General features: G+C 42.9%; 21 protein-coding genes. 12 read left to right on the forward strand and 9 right to left on the reverse strand.

The window, feature by feature from the left end; genetic code table 11:
- Window position 1: 1 nt before the first annotated feature.
- Entirely contained in the window at window positions 2–889 is an 888-nt protein-coding gene (locus AACW75_RS03605) for a mechanosensitive ion channel family protein (RefSeq protein ID WP_017073256.1), read from the forward strand.
- Window positions 890–1,150: 261 nt separating this feature from the next.
- Here the strand turns inward: AACW75_RS03605 and AACW75_RS03610 are convergent, their stop codons facing one another.
- The 3 genes from AACW75_RS03610 to AACW75_RS03620 form a co-directional block, all read right to left on the reverse strand.
- Entirely contained in the window at window positions 1,151–2,770 is a 1,620-nt protein-coding gene (locus AACW75_RS03610; RefSeq protein WP_145568420.1) for a methyl-accepting chemotaxis protein, read from the reverse strand.
- A gap of 256 nt (window positions 2,771–3,026) precedes the next feature.
- Complete coding sequence (locus tag AACW75_RS03615) at window positions 3,027–5,054, reverse strand: sensor histidine kinase (protein WP_145568418.1); 2,028 nt, start codon at window positions 5,052–5,054, stop codon at window positions 3,027–3,029.
- Window positions 5,044–6,507, reverse strand: coding sequence for a sigma-54-dependent transcriptional regulator (locus AACW75_RS03620; protein WP_145568416.1), 1,464 nt, complete (start codon window positions 6,505–6,507; stop codon window positions 5,044–5,046). Before AACW75_RS03620 ends, AACW75_RS03615 begins: the two co-directional genes overlap by 11 nt.
- A gap of 302 nt (window positions 6,508–6,809) precedes the next feature.
- Here AACW75_RS03620 and AACW75_RS03625 point away from each other — a divergent pair, with 302 nt between their 5' ends.
- The 6 genes from AACW75_RS03625 to AACW75_RS03650 all read left to right on the forward strand — a co-directional run bounded on the left by AACW75_RS03625 (window position 6,810) and on the right by AACW75_RS03650 (window position 12,213).
- The gene (locus AACW75_RS03625) at window positions 6,810–7,616 is read left to right on the forward strand and encodes a substrate-binding domain-containing protein (protein ID WP_135458185.1); all 807 of its coding nucleotides are present in this window, start codon (window positions 6,810–6,812) and stop codon (window positions 7,614–7,616) included.
- Window positions 7,617–7,834: 218 nt separating this feature from the next.
- Window positions 7,835–8,533, forward strand: a complete 699-nt coding sequence (locus AACW75_RS03630; protein ID WP_102554481.1) for an ABC transporter permease — start codon at window positions 7,835–7,837, stop codon at window positions 8,531–8,533.
- Between the two features lie 10 nt (window positions 8,534–8,543).
- On the forward strand, window positions 8,544–9,263 hold the full coding sequence (locus AACW75_RS03635; RefSeq protein ID WP_017073250.1) for an energy-coupling factor ABC transporter ATP-binding protein: 720 nt from the start codon (window positions 8,544–8,546) through the stop codon (window positions 9,261–9,263).
- Window positions 9,241–9,825 (forward strand): molybdenum cofactor guanylyltransferase MobA, encoded by a 585-nt coding sequence (gene mobA, locus AACW75_RS03640; RefSeq protein ID WP_017073249.1) that lies wholly within the window; start codon window positions 9,241–9,243, stop codon window positions 9,823–9,825. Before AACW75_RS03635 ends, mobA begins: the two co-directional genes overlap by 23 nt.
- The gene (locus tag AACW75_RS03645) at window positions 9,825–11,642 is read left to right on the forward strand and encodes a bifunctional molybdopterin-guanine dinucleotide biosynthesis adaptor protein MobB/molybdopterin molybdotransferase MoeA (protein WP_017073248.1); all 1,818 of its coding nucleotides are present in this window, start codon (window positions 9,825–9,827) and stop codon (window positions 11,640–11,642) included. The genes mobA and AACW75_RS03645 overlap by 1 nt, the downstream gene beginning before the upstream one ends.
- A gap of 304 nt (window positions 11,643–11,946) precedes the next feature.
- Complete coding sequence (locus AACW75_RS03650; protein ID WP_017073247.1) at window positions 11,947–12,213, forward strand: DUF2960 family protein; 267 nt, start codon at window positions 11,947–11,949, stop codon at window positions 12,211–12,213.
- A 150-nt stretch (window positions 12,214–12,363) separates the two neighbouring features.
- Here the strand turns inward: AACW75_RS03650 and nagK are convergent, their stop codons facing one another.
- Complete coding sequence (nagK, locus tag AACW75_RS03655) at window positions 12,364–13,272, reverse strand: N-acetylglucosamine kinase (RefSeq protein ID WP_145568414.1); 909 nt, start codon at window positions 13,270–13,272, stop codon at window positions 12,364–12,366.
- Between the two features lie 163 nt (window positions 13,273–13,435).
- The gene (locus AACW75_RS03660) at window positions 13,436–14,182 is read right to left on the reverse strand and encodes a tRNA-uridine aminocarboxypropyltransferase (protein WP_145564289.1); all 747 of its coding nucleotides are present in this window, start codon (window positions 14,180–14,182) and stop codon (window positions 13,436–13,438) included.
- Window positions 14,183–14,250: 68 nt separating this feature from the next.
- Here AACW75_RS03660 and AACW75_RS03665 point away from each other — a divergent pair, with 68 nt between their 5' ends.
- Window positions 14,251–15,060 carry a sterol desaturase family protein gene (locus tag AACW75_RS03665; RefSeq protein WP_145568412.1) on the forward strand — a complete coding sequence of 270 codons (810 nt, stop codon included), beginning with the start codon at window positions 14,251–14,253 and terminating at the stop codon, window positions 15,058–15,060.
- Between the two features lie 161 nt (window positions 15,061–15,221).
- Here the strand turns inward: AACW75_RS03665 and AACW75_RS03670 are convergent, their stop codons facing one another.
- Entirely contained in the window at window positions 15,222–17,267 is a 2,046-nt protein-coding gene (locus AACW75_RS03670) for a methyl-accepting chemotaxis protein (protein ID WP_145568409.1), read from the reverse strand.
- A gap of 104 nt (window positions 17,268–17,371) precedes the next feature.
- Here AACW75_RS03670 and AACW75_RS03675 point away from each other — a divergent pair, with 104 nt between their 5' ends.
- Window positions 17,372–17,857: a C40 family peptidase gene (locus AACW75_RS03675; RefSeq protein WP_017073242.1), complete on the forward strand. Its 486-nt coding sequence runs from the start codon at window positions 17,372–17,374 to the stop codon at window positions 17,855–17,857.
- Window positions 17,858–17,996: 139 nt separating this feature from the next.
- Here AACW75_RS03675 and AACW75_RS03680 read toward each other — a convergent pair whose 3' ends face one another.
- The gene (locus AACW75_RS03680; RefSeq protein WP_017073241.1) at window positions 17,997–18,341 is read right to left on the reverse strand and encodes a DUF3802 family protein; all 345 of its coding nucleotides are present in this window, start codon (window positions 18,339–18,341) and stop codon (window positions 17,997–17,999) included.
- A gap of 562 nt (window positions 18,342–18,903) precedes the next feature.
- On the opposite strand from AACW75_RS03680, the gene AACW75_RS03685 reads away from it, so the two are divergent.
- Both AACW75_RS03685 and AACW75_RS03690 read left to right on the forward strand, forming a co-directional pair.
- Window positions 18,904–19,770 carry a fructosamine kinase family protein gene (locus AACW75_RS03685; RefSeq protein WP_017073240.1) on the forward strand — a complete coding sequence of 289 codons (867 nt, stop codon included), beginning with the start codon at window positions 18,904–18,906 and terminating at the stop codon, window positions 19,768–19,770.
- Between the two features lie 166 nt (window positions 19,771–19,936).
- Window positions 19,937–20,140 carry a CPXCG motif-containing cysteine-rich protein gene (locus tag AACW75_RS03690; RefSeq protein ID WP_017073239.1) on the forward strand — a complete coding sequence of 68 codons (204 nt, stop codon included), beginning with the start codon at window positions 19,937–19,939 and terminating at the stop codon, window positions 20,138–20,140.
- A 107-nt stretch (window positions 20,141–20,247) separates the two neighbouring features.
- Here AACW75_RS03690 and AACW75_RS03695 read toward each other — a convergent pair whose 3' ends face one another.
- On the reverse strand, window positions 20,248–20,856 hold the full coding sequence (locus tag AACW75_RS03695) for a riboflavin synthase subunit alpha (RefSeq protein ID WP_135458176.1): 609 nt from the start codon (window positions 20,854–20,856) through the stop codon (window positions 20,248–20,250).
- A 162-nt stretch (window positions 20,857–21,018) separates the two neighbouring features.
- Between AACW75_RS03695 and AACW75_RS03700 the strand changes: the two genes are divergently transcribed.
- Entirely contained in the window at window positions 21,019–22,389 is a 1,371-nt protein-coding gene (locus tag AACW75_RS03700) for an MATE family efflux transporter (protein WP_145568407.1), read from the forward strand.
- A gap of 157 nt (window positions 22,390–22,546) precedes the next feature.
- On the opposite strand, the gene AACW75_RS03705 is transcribed toward AACW75_RS03700, so the two are convergent.
- Window positions 22,547–23,389 (reverse strand): DNA ligase, encoded by an 843-nt coding sequence (locus AACW75_RS03705; protein WP_145568405.1) that lies wholly within the window; start codon window positions 23,387–23,389, stop codon window positions 22,547–22,549.
- Window positions 23,390–23,591: the final 202 nt, after the last annotated feature.

Genomic DNA, 23,591 nt, shown 5'->3' on the forward strand with positions numbered 1-23,591 from the left:
AATGAAGAAGTTATTTGTCCTATTACTTGTTGGCTTAGCGACGGCGGTAAGTTTCCCTACCTACGCGACGGAAGAGTTAGCCAACGTAGAAAACATATCAAAGATAGCAAGCTTGGTGCGATGGAGCGGTGTGTTCTTCTCCATGATTGTTATTGCGGCAATGTGGTTGTTACTCAAGTTTATCAATTCGTTGGTAACTAGCTTCGGTAGCCAGTTTGTGCAATATCGTATGCTGTTGCAAAAGCTTCAGTCGTTTACTCAGTTCTTCATCTATGTGAGCACGGGTCTTATCGTGTTCATGATGAGCTTTCGTATTAACGATCAAATCTTGGCGTTAATTGGCGGTACCCTCGCCGTGTCGGTCGGCTTTGCTCTTAAAGATTTAGCGGCGTCGTTCATTGCCGGTATCACAGTGATGATTGATAGACCATTTCAGGTTGGTGACCGCGTAACATTTGAGGGTAACTACGGCGATATCATTACTATCGGTTTACGTTCAGTACGCATGAGAACTTTGAATGACGACATCATTACCATTCCAAACAACAAGTTCTTAAACGAAGTCACTACCAGTGGTAACTATGGCGCGTTGGATATGCAGGTGGTGATTCCATTTTATGTAGGAATGGATGAAGACATCACCCTAGCCCGTGATTTAATTCAAGAAGCGGCTTCATCAAGCCGCTACATCCACCTACCAAAGCCCGTAACCGTATTAGTGAAGCAGACGATTACCGACAACTACTTAGCAATACAGCTAACTTGTAAAGCGTATGTCGTAGATACTGCGTATGAGAAGCTGTTTGAAACCGACATTACCTTGCGTGTAATGAAGGAATTCAGAAAGCACAATATCAACCCACCGAAGATTTCAGTGACAGCGCATTAGTTGAGATTGGATTAACGCTTACTTTTGTCTATCAGTGAGTTATCTACAAAAACACCTCCGCACTTATGGTTAAAGTTCCGGAGGTGTTTTTTATGAGCGTGATAGCTCTTTATTACTCTTTATTACTCTTTATTGACCTAGACCTTTATAGCTTTATAAAAGCACAGCTTAAACTTAAAGAGAAGAAACCTTGATAAACAACAACCTTCATCTTCATCAGCTCAGTCGGCTCAAACCTCTATGGGAATAAGCCTAACCTCATTAGACCTTGAAGTATTTCAGTTGATCAGTGAGATGCTCAGTCGTGTTCGCCATTTTCTGGCTGTCTTCCGCTAGTGATTGTGATGCTTGCAGTACCTCGTTTGCCGCTAAATGAATGCCGGTGACACTTTCACTCATTTCCGTTGCTACCGCACTTTGTTGCTCAGAGGCCGCGGCAATCTGTGCCACCATGTCGTTAGCGTTATGTAACTCATTAACAATCACATCAAGTTGTTGGCGAGTTTCGTTAGAGGCGACGACACTATGATCGACTTTCTCATTACTGCTTTGCATCGCTTTAAAGGTACGCTCAGCTTGTTGAGTGAGTTTCTCAATCGTGTGTTGTACTTCATTGGTTGAATTCTGAGTGCGACTCGCTAGGTTACGTACTTCGTCGGCAACGACCGCGAACCCCCTTCCTTGCTCGCCAGCACGAGCAGCTTCGATCGCTGCGTTTAATGCTAACAAGTTAGTTTGTTCTGATACGTCACGTATCACACTCACCACTTGGCTTATCTCAGTCACGCCAGATTGTAGATCTCTCACCAAATCGTTTGCTGTTGAAATGTTTTCTGAAACCTGAGAGATCGTCTTAGACGTTACCTGCATGTTCTCATCGTTTTGATTTGCATGATCGACGACTTTGTTCGTGCTCGCCGCAGTGTTCTCTGCATTAACAGCAACATCTGAAATGGTCGCGCTCATTTCTGTCATTGCGGTAGACAATAACTCAAGTTGAGCATGCTGTGAGTTAACGCTGGTTGCCGCCTCTTCACTGGCTTGAGCAATATGACTTGCCATATTACTGGATAAATCGGCTGACTCATTTGCGGTTCGCAACGTGCTTTGTAGTTTTTCGAGCATCGTATCAATTTGCTTGCTCATATCACCGAGTTCATCTTTACGCGTCATATTCATACGAACACGAAGATCACCATCTGCAATTTCATGGGTGTTATCAATAAGCTTATTAAGTGGCACAAGGATGTTGTTGGAGATCGCGTAGCCCATCGCAAACAACAGGCCTGAAAACACAACCGCCATAAGTCCCTCTTTTATCGCTAATGCATAGAATGCCTCTTGAATATCAGCGACTAAGATCCCAGACCCAATAACCCAGTTCCATTCCGGGAACAGTTGTACGTATGAAATTTTGTCTTTGAGTTCACCTTGGGGACTCATCCATTGGTAATCAAGAAAGCCTTTTTCCTCTGGAGAACGTGAAATGGTGACCATCTCACGCCAGTGGTACTTGCCTGCGCCATCTTTAAAATTGCCCGCGTTCTTGCCGTTAAGTTCCGGTTTTAACGGGTGGATAATAATGTTGAGCTGTTGGTTTAAGATCCAGAAATAATTGGTGTTGTCATAACGAAGTGTTTCGATGGCGCGTAGCGCTTGTTCCTTGGCGACTTCCTCTCCAAGTACGTTTCGTTGGCTGTAGTAGTAGCTTGCTAAGGTGACCGCCGTTTCAACTTGAGCGCTGAGTTTATCTTGGCGCTCCTCCATGGAGCTAGCGCGTTGTTGCATTAAATTAAAGGAGGACGCCATAACCAATAGAACAACCGAGAAGATGACAATCGATACAAGCTTAGATTTGATAGAAAGGTTACTTAATTTCATAGCTGACTGACTTTACCTATTTGTTTTAATTATTAATTTTGGATCAATGTATCAAAATTTTATAACGTACAGATGATATGCATCAAGATCGCGCAATATACACTGTGTTACATAATCAAAAAGAGGTATCTGTCAAACTGGAAGATATTGAGGTTTTAACGTAAATAGATTAGTAGAGCGGAATTTACGTGCTTGGGCTAAGAAAGCGTTATAACAGCCCAAGCATGTGACAAGTAATGATAGAAGTACGGAATGACTAGAGATTAGACACCAATAACTGAGGCGTGGCTTTTTGTTGAAGGTAGATACTAAAGCGACTGCCCTTGCCGATTTCCGATTCAACACGTATCTCGCCGCCTGTTTGACTTAAGATACTTTGAGAGACTGACAAGCCTAAACCCGTGCCGTCTCTTTTGGTGGTATAGAAAGGCGAGAAGATGCGTTTCAGTTGCTCTTCTTTAATACCACAGCCTTCATCTTCGACATGAACGATAGCGCCGTGAGACACGCCGTTTTCAACCCAATCTTCACTTGAGATAGTCAGTGTGCCCTGTCCATCCATCGCATGAATCGCATTCATTTGTAGGTTCACTAGAATCTGCAGTAGTTGATTTCGGTTTACCTCAACAGAGGTTTTAGCGGTAAGGTTAGAGATATAAACAATGCCTTTCTTCTTAGCGCCTGTTTTCACCAACGTGATGCTTTCATCCACAATCGGGTTAATGTGTTGCCAGGTGACTTCGTCTTGTACACCGCCATGTCGGCTGTATTGGAGCAAGCTTCGTGTGATATTTCGAATTCGGTCGATTTGCTCCATGATGGCTTGGACCTCTTCGTCTACGCGGCCAATGTCATTGCCTAACTCAAACTTCATCAATTCTACGTTGCCTAAAATCACGGCCGTTGGGTTATTGATCTCATGCGCAATGCCCGCGGTTAACTCGCCCAATGCTGCTAACTTTTCATTGACCACCAGCTTGTCTCTCGCCTGATTAAGCAGTTGGATATGGCGTTCAAGTTCTTCGGTTTTCTCTTTTAAGCTCGCAGTGCGCGAATGAACCTTACATTCTAATTCTGATGCCGCTTGTTGGATCTCTTGATTACGTTGGTGCAATAGATCCAACATCTTATCGAACTGTTTGGCAAGCAATGTAAGTTCGTGTTGATCATCCAAACCTAGCGTACCAATTCGTTTGTCTTGCCCCATCTGGACTAGCTTCACGACTTTATGGATGCGTTCTATGGGGTTAAAAAGATCCCGAGCACCACGATGAACGATCAAACCTGAAACTAACAACAACACCACTATGGTAATACTGATTTCACCAAGGTTGGTTAGATACGTTTGTATGAGAGGCCAAATCAAATAACCGGTATAAAGCATGCCGATAACATTGTCGAATTGGTCATGGATTGGTTGATAGGCCGTGATGTACCAAGCATCGTAAACATAAGCACGATCAAGCCATTCTTTGCCTTCATTCAAAACTTTGGTATGAACTTCGTTAGACACGCGAGTACCAATTGCACGCCCTGCACTTTCTTCGCTACTCAGAGGCACGTTTGTGCTAACACGAAGATCATCTAGGAATACGGTAACGGTACCAATACGTCGGTTAAATCCTTCGCGTTGTGGGTAAATGAGGTTGCTGATTTGGTCAACTAACTGGGTGCTGTTATTGAGTAAAATGCCGCCATCAAGAAAACCAATCACATGATCATTCTTGTCTCGGATCGACACGACCGTTCGGCTGACCAAACCTCGTGTTTCTACATCTTGTCCGTTGAGCATTGGGACTTCTGCTTGTTTGGCTAGATTGCGATCGAGTTCATTCAGTTCATCTCGGCTGAGTACATTGAAAAATGATTCTTTGTGCGTCAGATTGAGATATTCGAGCTTCTTATCCATACGTTCGACATTGCGCCAACGTAGAAAATCGAGTTTATAACGTTTCTTGTTTTCTGATACCCAGCGAGTGAGATCTTCTTGCGATATATCACTTCCAAGTTTCATTCGAAAATTGTAAGACTCAGCAAATGCGCGAACATTGTAAGCTTGCTGATTCTGAATCAAGTGAATGCTGTTGTCCGCAACATCCAAACGCTCGTCGACATCAATCAATGCACCCTGCCACGTATAGTGAACAGACCAATACAAAGTAATGGCAACCAACGCACAAAGAGTCAAGATAATCGGAGCTGATGTCAGGAACAACAAACGATAACGCACCATTGTTTTGAAACGGAACGTCCACTTCGACCACCAATGGCGTCTAATCGGCATATTCAGAACCTTCTGTATTCCAATCTTTGTATTTGCGCTCTAATGTCTTGCGTGCAACACCGAGGTCCCTAGAAGCGGCAGATTTATTGCCATCATGAAAACTGACAAGTTGCTCAATGTGCGCTTTTTCTACTTCTTTGAGTGTCCAATTGTTTGGATAACCTTCTGCAGCGTCATAGTTTTCCAAGTTAGGCACTTCAGATCCGTGTGACACCGTCACTGATATACTCGTCGGTGCCGGGTCACCGTTAATCTCACGCCAGTAATGCGCTGGTGGCTTGTCTAAAAGAATGCATCGTTCGACTAAGTTTTTAAGTTCTCGGATATTCCCCGGCCATTCGTATTCATTCAATGCCAAGATGTCTTCATGCGCCCAATTGGGTACAGGCACCCCTAGTTCACTCGATAACAAGCGCGTAAAGTAAGGAACAAGCTCAATCAAATCAGACGGACGCTCTCTTAAAGGTACTACATCGATCTTGAGTACATTGAGTCGGTAGAATAGATCTCGGCGGAAGTGCCCTTTATCGACCTCATCTTGAAGGTTACGATTAGTAGCCGCGACAACACGTACGTCAACGGCGATCTCTTTCTCGCTACCAACCGGACGAATTGTACGTTGCTCTAAAACTCGCAATAACGCTGCTTGCATTGGTAATGGCATTTCGCCTATTTCATCAAGGAACAACGTGCCGCCACTCGCGACTCTAAATAGACCTTCACGATTTTTCTTCGCGCCAGTAAATGCACCCGAAGTATGACCAAATAACTCGCTTTCTAAAAGTTCTGGAGCAATCGCCCCACAGTTAATTGGCACAAATGGACCAGCACGTTTACTGGCTTCATGCACGCCACGCGCCACCAACTCTTTACCAGTACCTGACTCACCTTCGATAAGTACTGATGCTCGTGATGGTGCAAACTGACTGATAAGTTGTTTGAGTTGTTTTGTTTTATCTGAACTACCGATCAATTCGGTCTTGATATGACGACTGATATCTCGCTTGAGCGCATATTGCATTCGTTGGTCTAAGCGTTTATCCATGCAACGAAGTACAGCTTGTATCATCTGTTCTAAATTGAATGGTTTAAGAATGAAGTCTGAAGCGCCAAGCTTAAGTGCGGATATGGTCATATCTAGATCGGCGTAGCCTGTCATGAAAATAACATCAGCACGCTTATCGGCATCGTTGAAGGCTTCTTCCCACTCAATCCCAGAACGGCCAGGAAGATTGATATCGAGAACGATAAGATCAAAATGCTCATTACAACGTAGGATCTCAGCCTCTTCTACTGAACCAGCGCTCGAAACCTTACCAAACAACTTACCTAGTGCTTTCTTGAGAATTGCTTGCATGCCAATTTCATCATCTACCACCAAGACGGAAAACGCCTGATATTGAGTCAATGTATTTAGATTGAGATTAGATGCAGTTGAACTAGGTGAAGACATATTGGTAAGCCCATAGGGAAAGTTGGGACAGAGTGTACCAATTAACCTTTTCTTCAACAGGGGCAATGTGCGACATTTTGTCCTAGCTCATGTTTTGTTTCAATTTATCGGGTCAAATGGCGCAATTTAGTCCGAAATAACAGCAATTTAATGAGATCTGATGCATGATTTATTGGCATTAAGCTTGCTTGTAAGGGGATGATTTCTAATTACAAAAATTAGCGTCTTGTGCACATGACCTTCTTCGAGCCCTTTATATTGAAGGCATGTCATTCATTTATAACAAAATGGACATAATAATAATGAAAGCAATTCCCTTAACCATTGCAGCTCTATCTATCGTCAGTTACACGGCTAGCAGCGCAGAAGACACCACGCATATCAAACTAGCAACCACCACAAGTACCTATCACTCTGGTTTGCTCGATTACCTATTACCTGAGTTTGAAAAGGATTCTGGTATCAAAGTGGACGTGTTAGCGGCAGGTACGGGTAAATCACTACGCATGGGCGAAAACGGCGACGTCGATCTTGTGATGACGCACGCCCCTAAAGCGGAAGCGAATTTCGTTGAAAAAGGCTACGGCGTTTTACCACGTAAACTGATGTACAACGACTTTGTGATCGTTGGTCCTCAAACCGATCCGGCTAAAATCGCTTCTCAAGAAAATATTGCTGAAGTATTCAAAGCTATCGCAGCGAATAACGTTACTTTTGTTTCTCGTGGCGACGATTCAGGTACTCATAAAAAAGAGATGGGTATTTGGGCACAAACCAAAATGGAACCAAACTTCGGTGGCTACCGCAGCGTAGGTCAAGGCATGGGGCCTACTCTAAACATGGCGTCAGAGATGCAAGGTTACACAATGACAGACCGTGGTACTTGGTTGGCTTACCAAAACAAACTTGACCTTAAAGTTTTGTTCCAAGGCGACAAAAACCTATTCAACCCTTATCAAGTGATTCTGGTGAACCCGGAGCGTTACCCTACAATTAACTATCAATCTGCGAAAGTATTCAGTGATTGGTTGGTTAACCCTAAAGGGCAAAAACTAATCAACGACTTTAAGCTTCACGGCAAGCAGCTGTTCGTTGCTAGCGCAGAATAGTCAACAAAGCACTATTCTTTACTACGTGGCATTAACGTTAGGAAAAACGTTAGAGAAAGTCACTTAGTAAAAGCTGTTAGATTTTATTAACGACAGCTCTTATAAACGACCGCTTTAACAGACAATAGCTGACCAATTAAGCTTCACGTGTATTGAATCAGCTATGATTAAACCAGTCATACCTTTAAGACTTATTGTCGATCGAAACGAGATACTTCATGACCCTATGGCAAACAACGCTTGATGCATTAAATTTACTGGTGAGCTTTGACCACGAATTGTGGAAAATAGTCGCGGTATCTTTCAGCGTATCTTTGTCCGCCATTTCATTGGTGATTGTGCCCGCAATCATTATGGCTTTTTTATTGGCGTATACCGAGTTTCCGGGGAAATGGGCATTACTTTCAGTGATCAACACCCTGCAAGCCATCCCTACGGTTGTGATCGGCTTGTTGATGTACATGATGTTATCTCGCTCGGGTCCTTTGGGTGACTGGCAATTGCTGTTCACACAAAAGGCGATGATATTGGGTCAAATGCTGATCTGTTTCCCTATTCTTGTCGCAATGATGCATGGCGCGCTGCAAGCCAGTGACCGTCGTGCCGTCGAAACCGCTCGTACTCTGGGTGTCTCAACAACTCGAGTTGCATCTACCTTGATTTGGGAAACTCGCTTTCCTTTAATGGCTGCAACCATCGCGGCATTTTCTCGCATCGTAACTGAAGTGGGTTGTTCAATGATGGTCGGCGGTAACATTATGGGAATGACAAGAAATATTCCAACGGCTATTGCCATGGAGAGCCACAAAGGCGCGTTCGCACAAGGTGTCGCGTTGGGTATGGTTTTACTTGCACTGGCATTAGCCCTTAACTTTTTTCTCTCCAGTGTGAGAGGAAAAGGCTATTTAAGAACTTAGGAACGCTGTCATGAGTATAAAAATAACAACGCAGCAAATCTCAATGCGCTACAAAGAGCGCGTTTTGTTCCATATTCCCGAATTGTCGATCGGCCCTAACGATGCCATTTATCTCAAAGGCGATAATGGCGTTGGTAAAACGACCCTGCTCAAAATCTTGTCAGGATTAATCCAGCCAAGCTCTGGACGCATTCAATCTCCTACTCAAAGTTGGCAGCAGATTTTATTCCCAAGGCTCAAGTTCAAAGACATCATCTATTTACATCAAACCCCTTACCTTTTTGATGGTTCGGTGTACCAAAATGTCGCTTATGGCATTCGCTTTAATAAAGAGAGCCAAAAAGATAAGCGAGCTCAAATAATTAACGCGTTGAGAATGGTAGGTTTAGAAACCCTCGCAGACGAGCATATTTCTGTTCTGTCTGGTGGTGAACGTCAACGCGTTGCAATGGCTCGAGCTTGGATTCTAAAACCTTCAATCTTGCTTATGGATGAACCAAGTGCCTCTTTAGATAAAGAATCTATTGAAAGATTGGTGATTATGGCTGAAGATCTTCTTCAGAGAGGCGCAAGTTTGGTCATCACTAGTCATCAAACTAACGCGTTAACCGATTTATGTAAGAAGCAATGGTGGATCAAAGACAGTACTTTGACTGAATCGCCGCTTCTACAAGTTATTCAAAAAAACAGAGCACAAGAGAATATTTATGCTGCTTCCCACGCAAACTAGTTGGGTTATTTTAGCTGGCGGACAGGCCAGCCGTATGGGCGGAAAAGACAAAGGGCTTGTTGAACTCAACGGGTCACCGCTTATTCAATACGTTATAAACAAGCTGTCACAGCAAGATGTCAGCATTACTATCAATGCCAACCGTAACTTAGACCGCTACCAAGTATTTGCGCCAGTTGTGTCTGACTCCTTTCCTGATTACCCTGGCCCTTTGGGTGGTATTCATGCTGGTCTTAAAAATGCGAGCACAGATTGGGTCGGCTTTGTTCCTTGCGATAGCCCTCAAATCAGTGACGATCTCGTAGAACGCTTTTGTTCGGCAGTAAAAGAAGACAGTGACATTCTTGTCGCTCACGATGGCGAATTTAAGCAACCGGTATTCACCCTATTCCACAAACGTGTTCTTCCAAAGTTGGAAGCGTTTTTGGAACGTGGTGACCGTAAAATCATCTTGTTATACAAAGAGTGTGTGACTGAGTACGTGGATTTTAGCGACTCACCTAACTGCTTTGTAAATTTGAATACGCCAGAAGAACTCACCCAATTCGGAACGCTTCAATAATGAAAGATTCTAAACAACGCCCTAACCTTCCTCTATTGGGTTTTGCTGCTTACAGTGGCACAGGCAAAACAACCGTATTGGAAGCTTTGTTACCTCTGTTGACAAACGCTGGCATCAAAGTCGGCGTTCTGAAGCACGCTCACCACGATTTCGATGTTGATAAGCCAGGTAAAGACAGCTACCGCCTTCGTAAAGCAGGTGCGAATCAAATGTTGATAGCTTCTCGTAACCGTCATGTGATGATGACAGAGACGCCAGATGCTGAAGCGGATTTTGATTACCTTCTAACACGCTTCGATACAAACACGCTGGATTTGATTCTGGTTGAAGGTTGCAAGAACATTGCCTTTCCAAAAATTGAATTACACAGAGACGAAGTTGGCAAACCTTGGCTGTATCCAAACGATGACAACATTATTGCTATCGCTGCAGACAGCCAAGTTGAATCAGATCTTCCACAAATGGCGATCAGCGACTTAGAAGCGATTCGTGATTTCATCATCGAATATGCTCAGTCATTCGACCCTTCATCGACAACAAGCAAAACAGTGTCGTGTTCATCTTCAAAAGACGATACACCTGTTGTGTGTTGTGATTCCTTCTCTCCTGCTGGTCTAAGCGTTACGCAAGGTCAGCAAAAGATCGTCGATAGTATTGATGCGTTGGTCCTAACTGAATCAGTGGTGTTAGAAAAAGGCTACGGTCGCGTATTGGCTGAAGATGTGATCTCGCCAATCAATGTACCTCAAAACACCAACTCTGCGATGGATGGTTACGCAATCCGCAGTGAAGATTTAGAACTGGATAGCTACCAACTGGTTGCTGAAGTCATGGCTGGTCATAGCTACGATAAAACCGTTCAACAAGGTGAAGCGGTTAAGATCATGACGGGTGCTACAATGCCTGAAGGCGTTGATGTGGTCGTGATGCGTGAACAAGCCGTTCAACAAGATAACAAGGTTAGCTTCCCAGACGCTAAAATTTCTGTAGGACAGAATGTCCGCATGGCGGGCGAAGATTTAGAGATCGGTCAACCTGTCTTTACACGTGGTACACGAATTCAATCACCTGAAATGGGTATGATGGCATCGTTAGGTTTCGGTACTTGCCCTGTTCTGCGTAAAGTAAAAGTGGGTGTGTTCTCGACTGGTGACGAAGTTCAAGCGCCGGGTAGCGAGCAAAAGCCAAACTCTATCTACGACTCGAACCGTTTCACGATCATTGGTATGCTTCAAAAACTAGGTTGTGACATCGTTGATTACGGCATTATCGAAGATGACGAACAAAAGATGATGGACGTGCTTCATGCTGCGTCGTTAGAGACTGACATGGTGTTAACGTCCGGTGGCGTGTCTGTTGGTGATGCTGACTACATTAAACTCGCATTAGATAAGCTAGGTGAAATCAATTTCTGGCGTATCAATATGCGCCCGGGACGCCCTCTTGCTTACGGAAAAATTGAAGATAAACCTTTCTTCGGTTTACCGGGTAACCCAGTAGCCGTGATGGTGTCGTTCATTAACTTTGTAGAGCCAGCAATTCGCAAACTGCAAGGTCAAACCAACTGGACACCAGTGAAAGCGAACGCAGTAGCGACTGAACAGCTACGTTCTCGCCAAGGCCGTACTGAATTCAGTCGTGGTGTGTTCTCGATGAACGAATCCGGCGTGCTTGAAGTGAAAACAACCGGCAAGCAAGGCTCAGGCATCTTGCGTTCAATGAGCGAAGCAAACTGCTTAATCGAAATTTCACCTGCGGTAGACACTGTAAAAGTCGGTGAAACGGTAACGATTATTCCACTGCAAGGCCGTGTTTAATTGAAGGTTCAATGAGACCTAAATTGACTTACCCGCTTTTTAATTACCTTAGAAACTCTTTAATTGACTTAAAAGCTCTTTGCCAAAACATAGATGAAGCCCCTTCTATCAAGCTTTCGATGTTATGGGGCTTTCTTTTCTGTTCGTTTTGTAAAAGACAATCTGTTCGTTCCTTGAAAGACAGAAAGCTTAAATAGCGATAAGCGTGAAGAACGATAATCTTAAGATTTTTTACCATAACCTTGAGCCACGTACTGTTTTTATGTAGAGTGCGCGCAAAGTAATAATTCTATTGGAGAGCATCATGGCTCGTACCATTCTGTACACTTACAAAGACGAAGACAAAGAGTTACTGTTTTCGAAACAAGAACACCGCACGATCCAAGAAGCTGTAGCTGTAGCTGAAGGCATCGACATCACTGAGTATCTAAAAACTGAGCAACAGCTTGAGTTTATTTCTGATACCAAAGCGGTTCGTAACTACCAAGACAACTATTTCCGCAAGCTTGGCTTTACTAAGCTTACGTTGAAGCAAAAAGACAATCTTGGTGTTGGTAAAAAGAAGAAGTAAGTTCTCTTGGATCTTGCTTCTTAGCAGCTTCTAGCTTCTAGCTTCTAGCTTCTAGCAACGAGAACATCGAACAATAAAAAATGCCGCAACCTCTTACGAGATTGCGGCATTTTTATTTATGCTTTGTCATTAGCTTACATCAAGTCGCGATTACTTGATGTTAAGGAATGCAGCACCACGAACGCCGCCTGAATCACCGTGTTTTGCTTTGATGATTTTCGGACATTTCGCTACAGACAACAAGTATTTAGGAATACGCTTTGGCATCTCTTCGTAGATCAGCTCAAAGTTAGACAAGCCGCCACCTAACGCAACAACATGTGGATCAAGCGCTGTAAATAAGTTTGCAAAACAGATAGCCAGTAGCTCCATAAAACGGTCTACATGCTCAACGGCTTTTGCTTCGCCATCGTTATAAGCTTGAATGATTTCAATCGCTTTCTTCTTCTCACCGAAGTAGTGATCATAAATCAACTCAAAGCCACGACCTGATAAGTAGCTGTCTAAACACCCCTTCTTACCACAACCACAACCTAATAACGGTGCGTTGTCGCCAAGATGAAGCCAAGCATCAAGTGGTAAGCGCATATGGCCTAGCTCACCGGCTACGTGGTTACGACCAGAGAATACTTTACCGTCGAAGACTAAACCGCCACCAAAACCAGTACCAAGAATAAGCCCAGCAACAGATGGCTCATATTTAAGCTCGTCATCCCATGCTTCTGAAAGCGCAAAGCAGTTTGCGTCATTTTCGATTTTCACACTACGACCGATAAGCGCTTCTAGGTCTTTACGTAGCGGCTTACCTGTTGATGCGGGTACGTTAACAACAAGCATAGTGCCGTCATCAGCGTTTTCCATGCCAGGAAGACCAAGGCCAATTTTGCCTTCGCAAGACAGTTCGTTATCGTACTTTTTGACCAAGCCAGCAATCGTATCAAGTAATAATTGATAGTCATCTGTTGGCGTTGGGACGCGCTCTGTTGCTACTCGCTCAAGTTTCTCATTGAATGCACCAAACTCAATTTTTGTGCCGCCAACATCGAAGCCGTAATACATGAAATCTCTCCAATTTTTCCCTAAATTCGGGCAAATAAAATTTTGTAAATAAACAACTAAGGAGCATTATCCATAACACTCCCCCTACAAACCGTGATAGATAACAAACTTATCTCGTGTTCGAGTCTGTTTGAACAACAAGTCAGCACATAGCGGTTAAAGGTTAGAGTGACGTCTCATTTTTATTGTGTTCTATGAAAGCATTCAGGCTAGGTTTAGTTGGATCTGACTTGTAACGCGTCTTACTTAGCATGTAGCTTTCACGAAATGCTTCAAACCAAAGCTGTAAAGTCTTTGCACCCTCTTCTTCACCAGCTTGCTTTAAGACTAAACTGGCTACTTCTGCAGTTGAGAGGTGTTGTTCGTTGTCTGACTTTCGCATCATGTATTGAGAAACTGATTCAGGCTCAATCGATAACACCGGTAAATCTTGCAGATACTCTGAACGACGGAAAATACGTCGAGCTTCGCGCCAACTGCCATCAATGAAAATCAGCAATAACGTTTTGTTAGGGTCACGCATTTGTGGCAGATCTTGAACCACGCGCGATTTGTCATCGGTATAGTCTTCAGGGAATACGATCACAGGTTGGTATTGTTCATCTTTTAGGACGTCCAACATCTCTTGATTCGGCTCAGTACGGTGCCAAAGGTAGGCATAACTGTCCTTGACCGTATCAACTATCAATCGGCCGGTATTACTTGGCTTCAAGATTTCATTGTCTGACAAGATCAACATAGTGGCGACATTCGTATCTATATTCGGTTGATGCTCGCAGATACAGCTGTCTTGCTTGATTTTGCAGTACTCGCATCGCACTACTTTGCATCCGCGCGCGTTAAACGGCTTCGTAGCAATAGACAAACGGTGTTGATATAAACGGTGAAAAGCGTGGATTCTCATGGACAATAACGATAGATCTAGAAAAGTGGCACGATTGTACTTACAGTGACCTTAGAATGATAGAAGGAATTCCCATGCAAGACCCATCACTGCTTCGCCTTGTTTGTTTTATTGTCGTTTTTGGATTATGTGCGTTTTGGGAGTACCGTTTCCCACGTAAAACGCTAACGCAAAACAAGTGGTTTCGTTGGGGGAACAATTTTGCATTAGTTGCGCTCAACAGTTTTCTGTTAGCGACACTTATTCCTATTGCCGCATTCCAAGCGGCTGTCATTGCACAAGACAATCAATGGGGTTTATTTAATACCCTGTCACTTCCTAAAGAATTCACTGTCCTTATCTGTGTGTTGCTGTTGGATTGCGCCATTTACTTGCAACATTTGGTGTTTCATCGTGTTCCGTGGCTTTGGAAATTACATCGAGTGCATCATGCCGACCTCGATATTGATGTCACAACGGGTACACGATTTCATCCAATTGAAATGATGCTTTCTATGCTCATTAAAGTGGGTTTAGTGATCGCCCTTGGGGTTCCAGTGATTGCCGTAATGATATTTGAAATTGTGCTTAACGCGAGTGCGATGTTTAACCACAGTAACGCGCGTTTACCCTTGTGGATTGATAAGCGACTGAGAAAGGTGATTGTGACACCAGACATGCACCGAGTGCATCACTCTATCATCGTCAAAGAAACTCATTCTAACTTTGGCTTCTTCTTATCAGTGTGGGACATCTGGTTTAAAACTTATCGTGCCCAGCCTGCACTTGGACACGATCAAGTCCACATTGGTGTACCTGAGATACAAGACGGCAAAGAACAGAGGTTGGATTTAATGCTACGTCAGCCATTTGTCCATTACCCACATTCAAAAGAATCAAAGTAACGGTTTGTTTTCTACATGCCATTTTTCAATATGAGACCCAATAAAAAGTAGGCGCTAAACTATTTATTAGTCGGTTTGAGTTAATAATGAGTTTAAGCGCCTTGTTCTTGGTATCGAGAAGCTGGCTTGTTATCCAGGCAACTCCTTCTCCTAACTGGTTATCAACTCAGCACGTACTTATGAAGCATCGCTTGTTGATGCCCTGCAATATCAGCAACTTGCTCAGAGCTTTCAATCATAGATTCTAGCTGTAGCTTGGTGTTTTCACCCTGTTCTGATACACGTGTAATGGAATGGGTCACATCAACAGTTGCGCGTGCTTGTTGCTCTGTTGCGACCATGATTTGCTCGACTCGACCTTTTATTTGACTCACTGCAACGTCGATCTTCTCAAAAGCTTGCTTTACATCACCGCTGGTTTTCAATGCATTGGCCATTTCGCTTCGAGATTCGCTGACGGACATACGAGAACGATCTGCCGCAGCCACCAACTCATTCATCATATTGCGAATATTGGTGGTTTGCTGGGATGTGCCGCTCGCCAGTTTTCTCACTTCATCCGCAACGACTGCGAAACCACGACCTTGTTCTCCTGCTCGTGCCGCTTCTATCGCTGCATTAAGCGCTAATAGGTTGGTGTTTTCAGCAATGCCGCTGATCATATCAACCATTTCTCGAATTTGTTTTACTCGACCGTCTAAGTCAGCCATCGACTCTTCGTTCAAGCTTAATGAGTGCTCTAAGGCTTGAAGACGCTGTTGATTCAAGCCAACAACCTGACTTCCGGTGACCGATTCATCTTCTGCAAGTTGAGCATCATCGTTCGATGCGTTAGAAATACGCGCAATCTCGCCTATAGAAGCTTCAAGTTGAGTAATGGTTGTGATCATGTTTTGTAGAGATTCATTCTGTTCGTTTAAGCTTGAATTCGTCTGTTCTGCAGCATCGTGGCTAACCTCTGCGGTTTGATAAAGTGTTTCGCAGTTACGAGTGACCAAGCGAACAGAATCAGCGGTTGAATCTACGACAGTATTTAGTTTTGAAGCGATAACCTGCAGCTCTAATGGCCCTACCAAATTACTTTGTTTCGAGAAGTCATGTTCGGCTAGTAAGCTCAACTGTTGGGTAATGTTTTTCAGGCCTCTATTCACCCAACGACGTAGCACAAACCATGAAATAATAATGATCACCGCGATCACCAAACCGCTAATGAATAACACTCTGTCAATGTTGGTGATGGTTTGGTTCACAACCAACTCACTTGCATCAATCAGTTGTGAAGCCGTCGATGACAATTGATTAAGTGTACCGATAACTTTGTTCGCTAAGGCAATCACTTCAGCCAAGTTCTGCTCTTGTTTTTCTTCCAATTCCAACTTCAAGAGGATCTGTTTAATCACGCCATGTTCCGTGAACCCTTCTTTCACCATATCATAAGCCGCGGTCAGGCTAGCAAATTCAACAATATCTGGGTGCCATTCTGAAAAATCATCGTAAGCGAGGTTAATCCCAGCAATGCGGTTTCTTAACTCTCGAAACTCATCTTCCGCTTTTTCTAAGTCTGATTGCATCATCAGCATTAAGAAAGTGTTCGCCATTGCAGAAGCACTCGCTGTGAATCGGTTAGCCGCATCGTACGCTTCAGGATTGTTCTGAACCAGGAAAGAGCTAATGCGGTTCATCTCAGGTCCTATTGAACTCACACCATAGCGAAAACCACCTATTTGGCTATCGATGACGTTTTGCTTACCTTGTATATCAATCTGCCCCAATAACACGCTGTTGGTCATTTTTTGCAGCTGAGTCATATCATCAATCAAGCTTTGTTTTTGTTCTAAAGAAATCGCATCAGGGAAAGATTGGGATATAAAAAGGAGTTCCTCTAGCGTTTGATTGCTCTTTGTAGCCAGTTGTTCAATGGCTGAACGTGTTGCGTTTAATGTGTCTAAATCGGTTGATTGCGTACTGTAGGTAAGCAGTTTTACTTGTTCTAATACGCTCTGAGTTAACTCAGCATTGTGTAGTGCGAGGGGCAATGCTTGTTCAGACAATGTATCGAAATGCCCACCAACCCTCTCTATGCCTCTGATACTGACCATCGATAGAAAAGTGACAAGTAAAAGAATGGAAATAAATACAGCAGTGACGGTTTGAATGAGCGAAAATGTATAACGTGAGGGTTTTATTAGTAAATTTGTGTCGGGCATGCGAAATCCAGTTTGACTACGAAAAGAGATATCCTTAAGTTATTCCGTATACTAGAAGTCGTTGATGACGTTTATATTTCAGTTTTTTGTCAGAAGAGTTACATATGAAAATCAGAAAAATGCTTGCAGTTACAATAACTTTAGCAACATTGGCTGCTTGTAGCTCTACACCACCGCCTCCCAGCTACAGTAAAACGCCTTCAAAACCGTTATCAAAGTCAGAGCAGCTTACCGCAAATGCTTATATGAGCGTGTATGACCAATGGAAAGGTGTGCCTTATCATTTTGGTGGTACGTCATTTCGAGGGGTAGATTGTTCCGCCTTTGTTCAAATTGCCGTCCAAAATGCAACGCAACAAGCTTTGCCGCGAACGACCAAAGATCAGAGTAAACAAGGTGTAGAAATTGCGTATGAACAAGCGATAAGTGGAGATTTGGTGTTTTTCAAAACCTCACCAAGAGTACGACATGTCGGTGTTTATCTGGGAAATAAACAGTTCTTGCATGCGTCTACATCTAAAGGGGTGATTATCTCAAGGCTGGATAACCCTTATTGGGCTTCGAAGTTTTGGCATTTTAGACGCATCTAATGCGTCAGTTTCCCCATGCATCTACCTAGAGCACAGTTACATAGAAGCACTAACGTTTAACATCTTAGTGCTTCAAGTACTGGTACTCAAAAATGCTGGCGCTTAAATGTCTAATGCTTAAAGAAATAAGCTCTGATGTTTAGTCATATTTAGCGACAGCAGTATCAAACAGGTTTTTCACTAACGCGATGTACTCATCTAAAAACACAATCTGCTCGTTAGTCGCTTTCTTGGCCCATACACCTGCAAGCACTTCACCTAAATCGGCAACTACTGCATCCGCTTCTTTCAACAATTGAAAACGAACACTTGAGTGCAGTTCAGGGTTCTGTTCGAAGATAGCCATGATGTTCGTTGAAATCATGTCAGTAACAATATCTTCGACACTTTCATTTCCTGTATCACCACTACCATTGGTAAATACATCCAAATTGAATGATAGGTGCTCGATTAAAGCCAAATAGCCATCGGTTTCTACAACCACAATAAATCTCCGTTTTAAGCTCAAGAGCAGATTAACACGTACTAGGCTAATACTATGTAAATGAAGCCATTTGTCATCATTTTATTATCAAAAGTAGTATTAAAATGATCCCTGTTAGCATTTAAGCGCAAAATTCAATCAAGATACAAACAAAGGCAGAAAGTTGAACTTAGTAACGGCTTTCAACACTTTTTGAATGTTCAATAACATCGGCTAAGTTATGCATGACTTAACTTAGCATTAGTACACGCTAAAGTTTAAGCGTAGACAATAACAACCCAACTGCACTTTTCCAGTTAGAAGCCTCATATTCAACGTTGAATGTGAGGTTTGTTCCAAAGTGTTTGCTATCACCAATTGTCATTTTTTGTCGAGTTATCAATGGTATTGAATAAGCTTAAGTTCACAGATTGGCCAATTGTTTCACCTTAAGATGAATTAGAGACAAGAACATGACCAGTGCGTCTATAAATTACTCAGATTTATCCTAAACTATTGCTATTAAACGAACAGTATTTCAAATTAATAGTCTTTCAATCCAACAATTCTGTGAGGATTTCCTATGTGGCAGGCCATTTCTCAACAGCTTTCAGATACACTTTTATTTAACTTTCAGATCACTGAACGTACTAAAGTTTCTGGTGGTGACATTAACGATTGCTTCATGATTAGCGACGGTAATGAGCGTTACTTTGTTAAGGTAAATCAGCGAGAGTTTCTACCTAAGTTTGAAATTGAAGCTGAGAACCTGCGCTTATTAAGAGATACCTCCACCGTTTATGTACCCGAACTCGTGCTTATTGGTAAAACCAAAGAGTGTTCATTCATCATCCTCAATTACTTACCAACGAAGCCGCTTGAAACTGGCAATAATAGTTTTGATTTTGGTGTTCAACTTGCCCAGCTTCATCAATGGGGCGAACAAAAAGAGTTTGGTTGCGATCAAGACAACTACATCGGCAGTACTCTCCAACCTAACCCTTGGCATAAAAAATGGGGACGTTTTTTCTCTGAACAACGTATTGGTTTCCAATTACAGTTGTTGAAAGAGAAAGGCATCGACTTTGGTAATATTGACGATATCGTCGACATTGTGAACATGCGATTAGCTGGCCATAACCCTCGTCCTTCTTTACTTCATGGCGATCTTTGGAACGGTAATGTAGCTAACTCAGCGTTTGGTCCTATTTGTTACGACCCAGCTTGCTATTGGGGTGACCATGAATGTGATTTAGCATTAACGGAATTGTTCCATGGTTTCCCTCAAGAGTTTTATGATGGCTATCAAAGCGTCATGCCGCTAGACGTTGGCTATACTGATCGGAAAGACATTTATAACTTGTACCATCTTCTTAACCACTGCAATCAATTCGGTGGTGAGTATTTAGCACAAACTGAGGCGTGCATTAAGAAGATACAGGCCGTTTAATAATAATTACTGTGGTTGACCAAGAACCATACAAGCTAGATCGATACAAGCAAGAACGTTCGATATCAGCTACTAGGTTTGATGCAAGATACTAGTTTCGATATAAGCGACTACGATTGAGAAAAGCTACTGAAATTGATAGAAGTTACAGTGAGGAGATTTCGCCATGCATAAATACACCGAGAAACATGTCTCCTGCCCTCATTGTGGGCACGGTATTAGCATAACGCTCGACGCATCCAATGGCAGCCAAGATTTTTACGATGATTGCCCAGCCTGTTGTAACGCCATTCATTTAGACATGCAGGTCGATGAAGTGAGAGATAGAATTAATCTCTCGATTGATGCAGACGATGAACAGGTTTTCTGACAAATCATTTTCGGTTCAAGCCCGATCAAAAAAGAGCACCTGATGTGCTCTTTTTATAATTTATAATGATATCTTACTTGCCCAAACCATAAGCTTTGACGTTCAGGTTATTTCTGATTTGCGAGTACGCGTTCTACGGTATCAACGATAGCTTGTGTTTGAGGGTCGAATTCGATATTCACATCGTCCCCTACTTCACGGCCGCCAAATAGAGTGCGATTCAGAGTTTCTGGAATTAGATGTACAGAGAAACGATTGTCTTCCACTTCACCAATCGTTAATGAACACCCATCAACGCCAATGTAACCTTTACTTAGTACATACTTCATTGATGCTTCAGGCAGTTCAAACCAAAGCGTACGGTTGTTTTCCGTTTTAATCACTTCAACTAACTTAGCCATCAGTGCGATGTGCCCAGACATGCTGTGGCCACCGATCTCGTCACCAAACTTAGCCGCGCGTTCGACGTTTACTTGGTCACCAGCATTGAGTTGGCCTAAATTGGTTAGTCTTAGCGTGACTTGCATCAGATCAAATGAGATTTGGTTACCGGAAATTTCAGTAACGGTTAAGCAACAACCGTTATGAGCGACTGAAGCACCAATTGCTAAGCCCTCAACCATTTTGTCTGTTAACTCAATGGTATGAGTTTGAAACAACTCTTTTTTGTTTATCGCAACCAGTGTTGCTATGCCTTGAACGATACCTGTAAACATAAGATTCCTATTTAGCATTTTAGTAACAGTTTTTCATAGCAGTTATTGTGACATTTCTTTATGATTCGTCCAGTGGAAGCTTAATGATCAATGTCTTTGATTCCTTCAGAATGTCCATTCCTACACTATTATTCTAATTTTCTCTTTTATTTGGAGTTGTTTGTGCATCGTTACAAAGAAGAAGCCTCTAATTTAATCAAACTTGCGACCCCGGTTTTGATCGCATCAGTTGCACAAACCGGAATGGGTTTTGTCGATACCGTTATGGCCGGTGGCGTAAGTGCTATCGATATGGCGGCGGTTTCGATAGCAGCAAGTATTTGGTTACCATCCATTCTATTTGGTGTGGGTCTATTAATGGCGCTTGTTCCTGTTGTGGCACAACTGAATGGGTCGGGTCGCCAAGTAAAAATTCCATTTGAAATTCAGCAAGGTGCGTTTTTAGCGCTCGTTATCTCCCTTCCAATCATTGGTGTGCTGTTCCAAACTCAGCTCATACTTGAATGGATGGATATTGAACAACTCATGGCTGAAAAAACAATCGGCTATATGAATGCCGTGATGTTTGCTGTTCCTGCATTTTTGCTGTTCCAAACCTTGAGAAGTTTTACCGATGGAATGTCTTTAACCAAACCAGCAATGGTTATTGGTTTTATCGGCCTACTATTGAACATCCCGCTTAACTGGATGTTTGTATACGGAAAACTCGGCGCTCCTGCTCTTGGTGGTGTTGGCTGTGGTGTGGCAACGGCTATCGTATATTGGGTGATGTTCGTTTTGTTATTTGCTTACGTTTTAACATCGAAGCGCTTAGCGAAAATTAATGTCTTCGGCACTTTCCATAAACCACAGTTAAAAGCGCAAATCCGTTTATTCAAACTTGGTTTCCCAGTTGCAGCAGCTATCTTTTTTGAAGTGACGCTATTTGCAGTCGTTTCCTTATTAGTGGCGCCGTTGGGCTCACTGATTGTTGCCGCGCACCAAGTCGCAATTAACTTCTCTTCATTAGTCTTCATGATCCCAATGAGTATTGGTGCAGCTGTGAGTATTCGTGTTGGCCATAAACTGGGTCAAAGCAACACTGAAGGTGCAAGAATAGCGACACATGTGGGCATTATTGTTGGATTGGTAACGGCGTTTATGACAGCTGCGTTAACGGTGTTATTCAGAGAGCAAGTCTCACTGCTTTATACCGAAAATACGGCGGTAATTACTGTTGCGATGCAACTATTGTTGTTCGCTGCGGTATATCAATGTACCGATGCAATTCAAGTTATTGCGGCAGGTGCCCTGCGCGGATACAAAGACATGCGTTCTATCTTCAACATTACTTTTGTTGCCTACTGGTTGCTTGGTCTGCCTATTGGCTACATCTTAGGAATGAAAGATTGGATCGTTGAACCTATGGGGGCTCACGGCTTCTGGATTGGTTTCATCATTGGTCTTACGTCTGCAGCCATTATGTTGGGTATGCGACTTCACTGGATGCACAAACAAGACGACGATGTTCAACTAGAATTTAGTTCTCGTTAGATCAGCGCTAGCTAAACAGTTAGAACCGGGACCACATGCAACAAAGAGCTCTGACTTTCAGGGCTCTTTTCGTTTATTGAGTAGATATAACTGATTAAGTAGATACTCGTTTATTAAGCAGATACATAGCTTGTTGGGCGTATGTATTGGCTGTGTCTTAATATTCGCTCTTCTCTCGAACAAAACGCGCAAATTTAGGCTTACCATTTTGAGTGAACCCGTTATAACGAAAGGTAATCCGACTACCGACTTCTGGCGGTGCCAATCTCTCTTTGTCGCTAAACCCACTCCCGATATAAAACTCAACGCCGTCTTCGGTATGAACCAATATTGAGCCCATCATTCCCTTGTATTTGCCTGTTCCACCTTTATATCCGATGACAATCGCTTCCGCATCGTGATGTCTTTTTAGTTTTAACAGATCATTACTTCGCCCACCTTGGTAACGACTGGTGATTTTACGCAGCATTAAACCTTCACCATTGCGTTCATCCACATTATCTAGCTGGTGAAACAAGGTTTCTTCATTATGAATTGGGGAGTGCTCAACATAACCAACGTGTGATTCATTGATCACGTTGACCCAATGAATAATATTGTAATAACGTTTCTGATAATCACCTGCAGCGCCAGGCATATCAAACAACATGAAATCAATTTTTGTCCATGCTGTATCGCTGGGCGTATGATCTAACACGGTCGATTGAACAACATGAAAGTTACCTCGGCCAGCCCATAGCTCCCCTTCTAACTTCACTTTCGGCAGGTTTTTAACAAACCACGTAGGCGCGTAAATTCGATTACCGTTTCGAGTATGCAGATGTTCGCCATCCCATAGAGCTCTGATGCCATCCAACTTCTCGCTGGTCCAGTATTGGGAAACATCGATTCCTTGCTGGTAATTATTGGCTAATATCAGGTGATCGGGTGGTAAGTAAGAAGAATGTGATGGGAATGAAAATGCCCAAAGGGTCGCAATTGCCAATTTCGTTAATCTCATCGTCTTCTCCGTATGGTTCGTTCTTTTTCCCAAGTACGCTATATCCTAAGCGCTCTTTAGTTACGGTACGTGATATTTCATTAAAGATGCGATTCAAACGCCAACCTTATTGGATCTCCCGTTTCATTCGCAAAATTAATGAGTTATCGCTCCCAAAACCCCATTCATTTTTAGTTATCATTATGAGAAAACGGATTTCTCA

Source organism: Vibrio sp. L3-7, assembly GCF_963898195.1.
Classification (GTDB): Bacteria; Pseudomonadota; Gammaproteobacteria; order Enterobacterales; family Vibrionaceae; genus Vibrio; species Vibrio echinoideorum.

Excerpts from the sequence above, each read along its gene's own strand:
- AACW75_RS03605 (WP_017073256.1), top strand. The coding sequence starts at position 2 with ATGAAGAAGTTATTTGTCCTATTACTTGTTGGCTTAGCGACGGCGGTA.
- AACW75_RS03610 (WP_145568420.1), bottom strand. The coding sequence starts at position 2,770 with ATGAAATTAAGTAACCTTTCTATCAAATCTAAGCTTGTATCGATTGTC.
- AACW75_RS03615 (WP_145568418.1), bottom strand. The coding sequence starts at position 5,054 with ATGCCGATTAGACGCCATTGGTGGTCGAAGTGGACGTTCCGTTTCAAA.
- AACW75_RS03620 (WP_145568416.1), bottom strand. The coding sequence starts at position 6,507 with ATGTCTTCACCTAGTTCAACTGCATCTAATCTCAATCTAAATACATTG.
- AACW75_RS03625 (WP_135458185.1), top strand. The coding sequence starts at position 6,810 with ATGAAAGCAATTCCCTTAACCATTGCAGCTCTATCTATCGTCAGTTAC.
- AACW75_RS03630 (WP_102554481.1), top strand. The coding sequence starts at position 7,835 with ATGACCCTATGGCAAACAACGCTTGATGCATTAAATTTACTGGTGAGC.
- AACW75_RS03635 (WP_017073250.1), top strand. The coding sequence starts at position 8,544 with ATGAGTATAAAAATAACAACGCAGCAAATCTCAATGCGCTACAAAGAG.
- mobA (WP_017073249.1), top strand. The coding sequence starts at position 9,241 with ATGCTGCTTCCCACGCAAACTAGTTGGGTTATTTTAGCTGGCGGACAG.
- AACW75_RS03645 (WP_017073248.1), top strand. The coding sequence starts at position 9,825 with ATGAAAGATTCTAAACAACGCCCTAACCTTCCTCTATTGGGTTTTGCT.
- AACW75_RS03650 (WP_017073247.1), top strand. The coding sequence starts at position 11,947 with ATGGCTCGTACCATTCTGTACACTTACAAAGACGAAGACAAAGAGTTA.
- nagK (WP_145568414.1), bottom strand. The coding sequence starts at position 13,272 with ATGTATTACGGCTTCGATGTTGGCGGCACAAAAATTGAGTTTGGTGCA.
- AACW75_RS03665 (WP_145568412.1), top strand. The coding sequence starts at position 14,251 with ATGCAAGACCCATCACTGCTTCGCCTTGTTTGTTTTATTGTCGTTTTT.
- AACW75_RS03670 (WP_145568409.1), bottom strand. The coding sequence starts at position 17,267 with ATGCCCGACACAAATTTACTAATAAAACCCTCACGTTATACATTTTCG.
- AACW75_RS03675 (WP_017073242.1), top strand. The coding sequence starts at position 17,372 with ATGAAAATCAGAAAAATGCTTGCAGTTACAATAACTTTAGCAACATTG.
- AACW75_RS03685 (WP_017073240.1), top strand. The coding sequence starts at position 18,904 with ATGTGGCAGGCCATTTCTCAACAGCTTTCAGATACACTTTTATTTAAC.
- AACW75_RS03690 (WP_017073239.1), top strand. The coding sequence starts at position 19,937 with ATGCATAAATACACCGAGAAACATGTCTCCTGCCCTCATTGTGGGCAC.
- AACW75_RS03695 (WP_135458176.1), bottom strand. The coding sequence starts at position 20,856 with ATGTTTACAGGTATCGTTCAAGGCATAGCAACACTGGTTGCGATAAAC.
- AACW75_RS03705 (WP_145568405.1), bottom strand. The coding sequence starts at position 23,389 with ATGAGATTAACGAAATTGGCAATTGCGACCCTTTGGGCATTTTCATTC.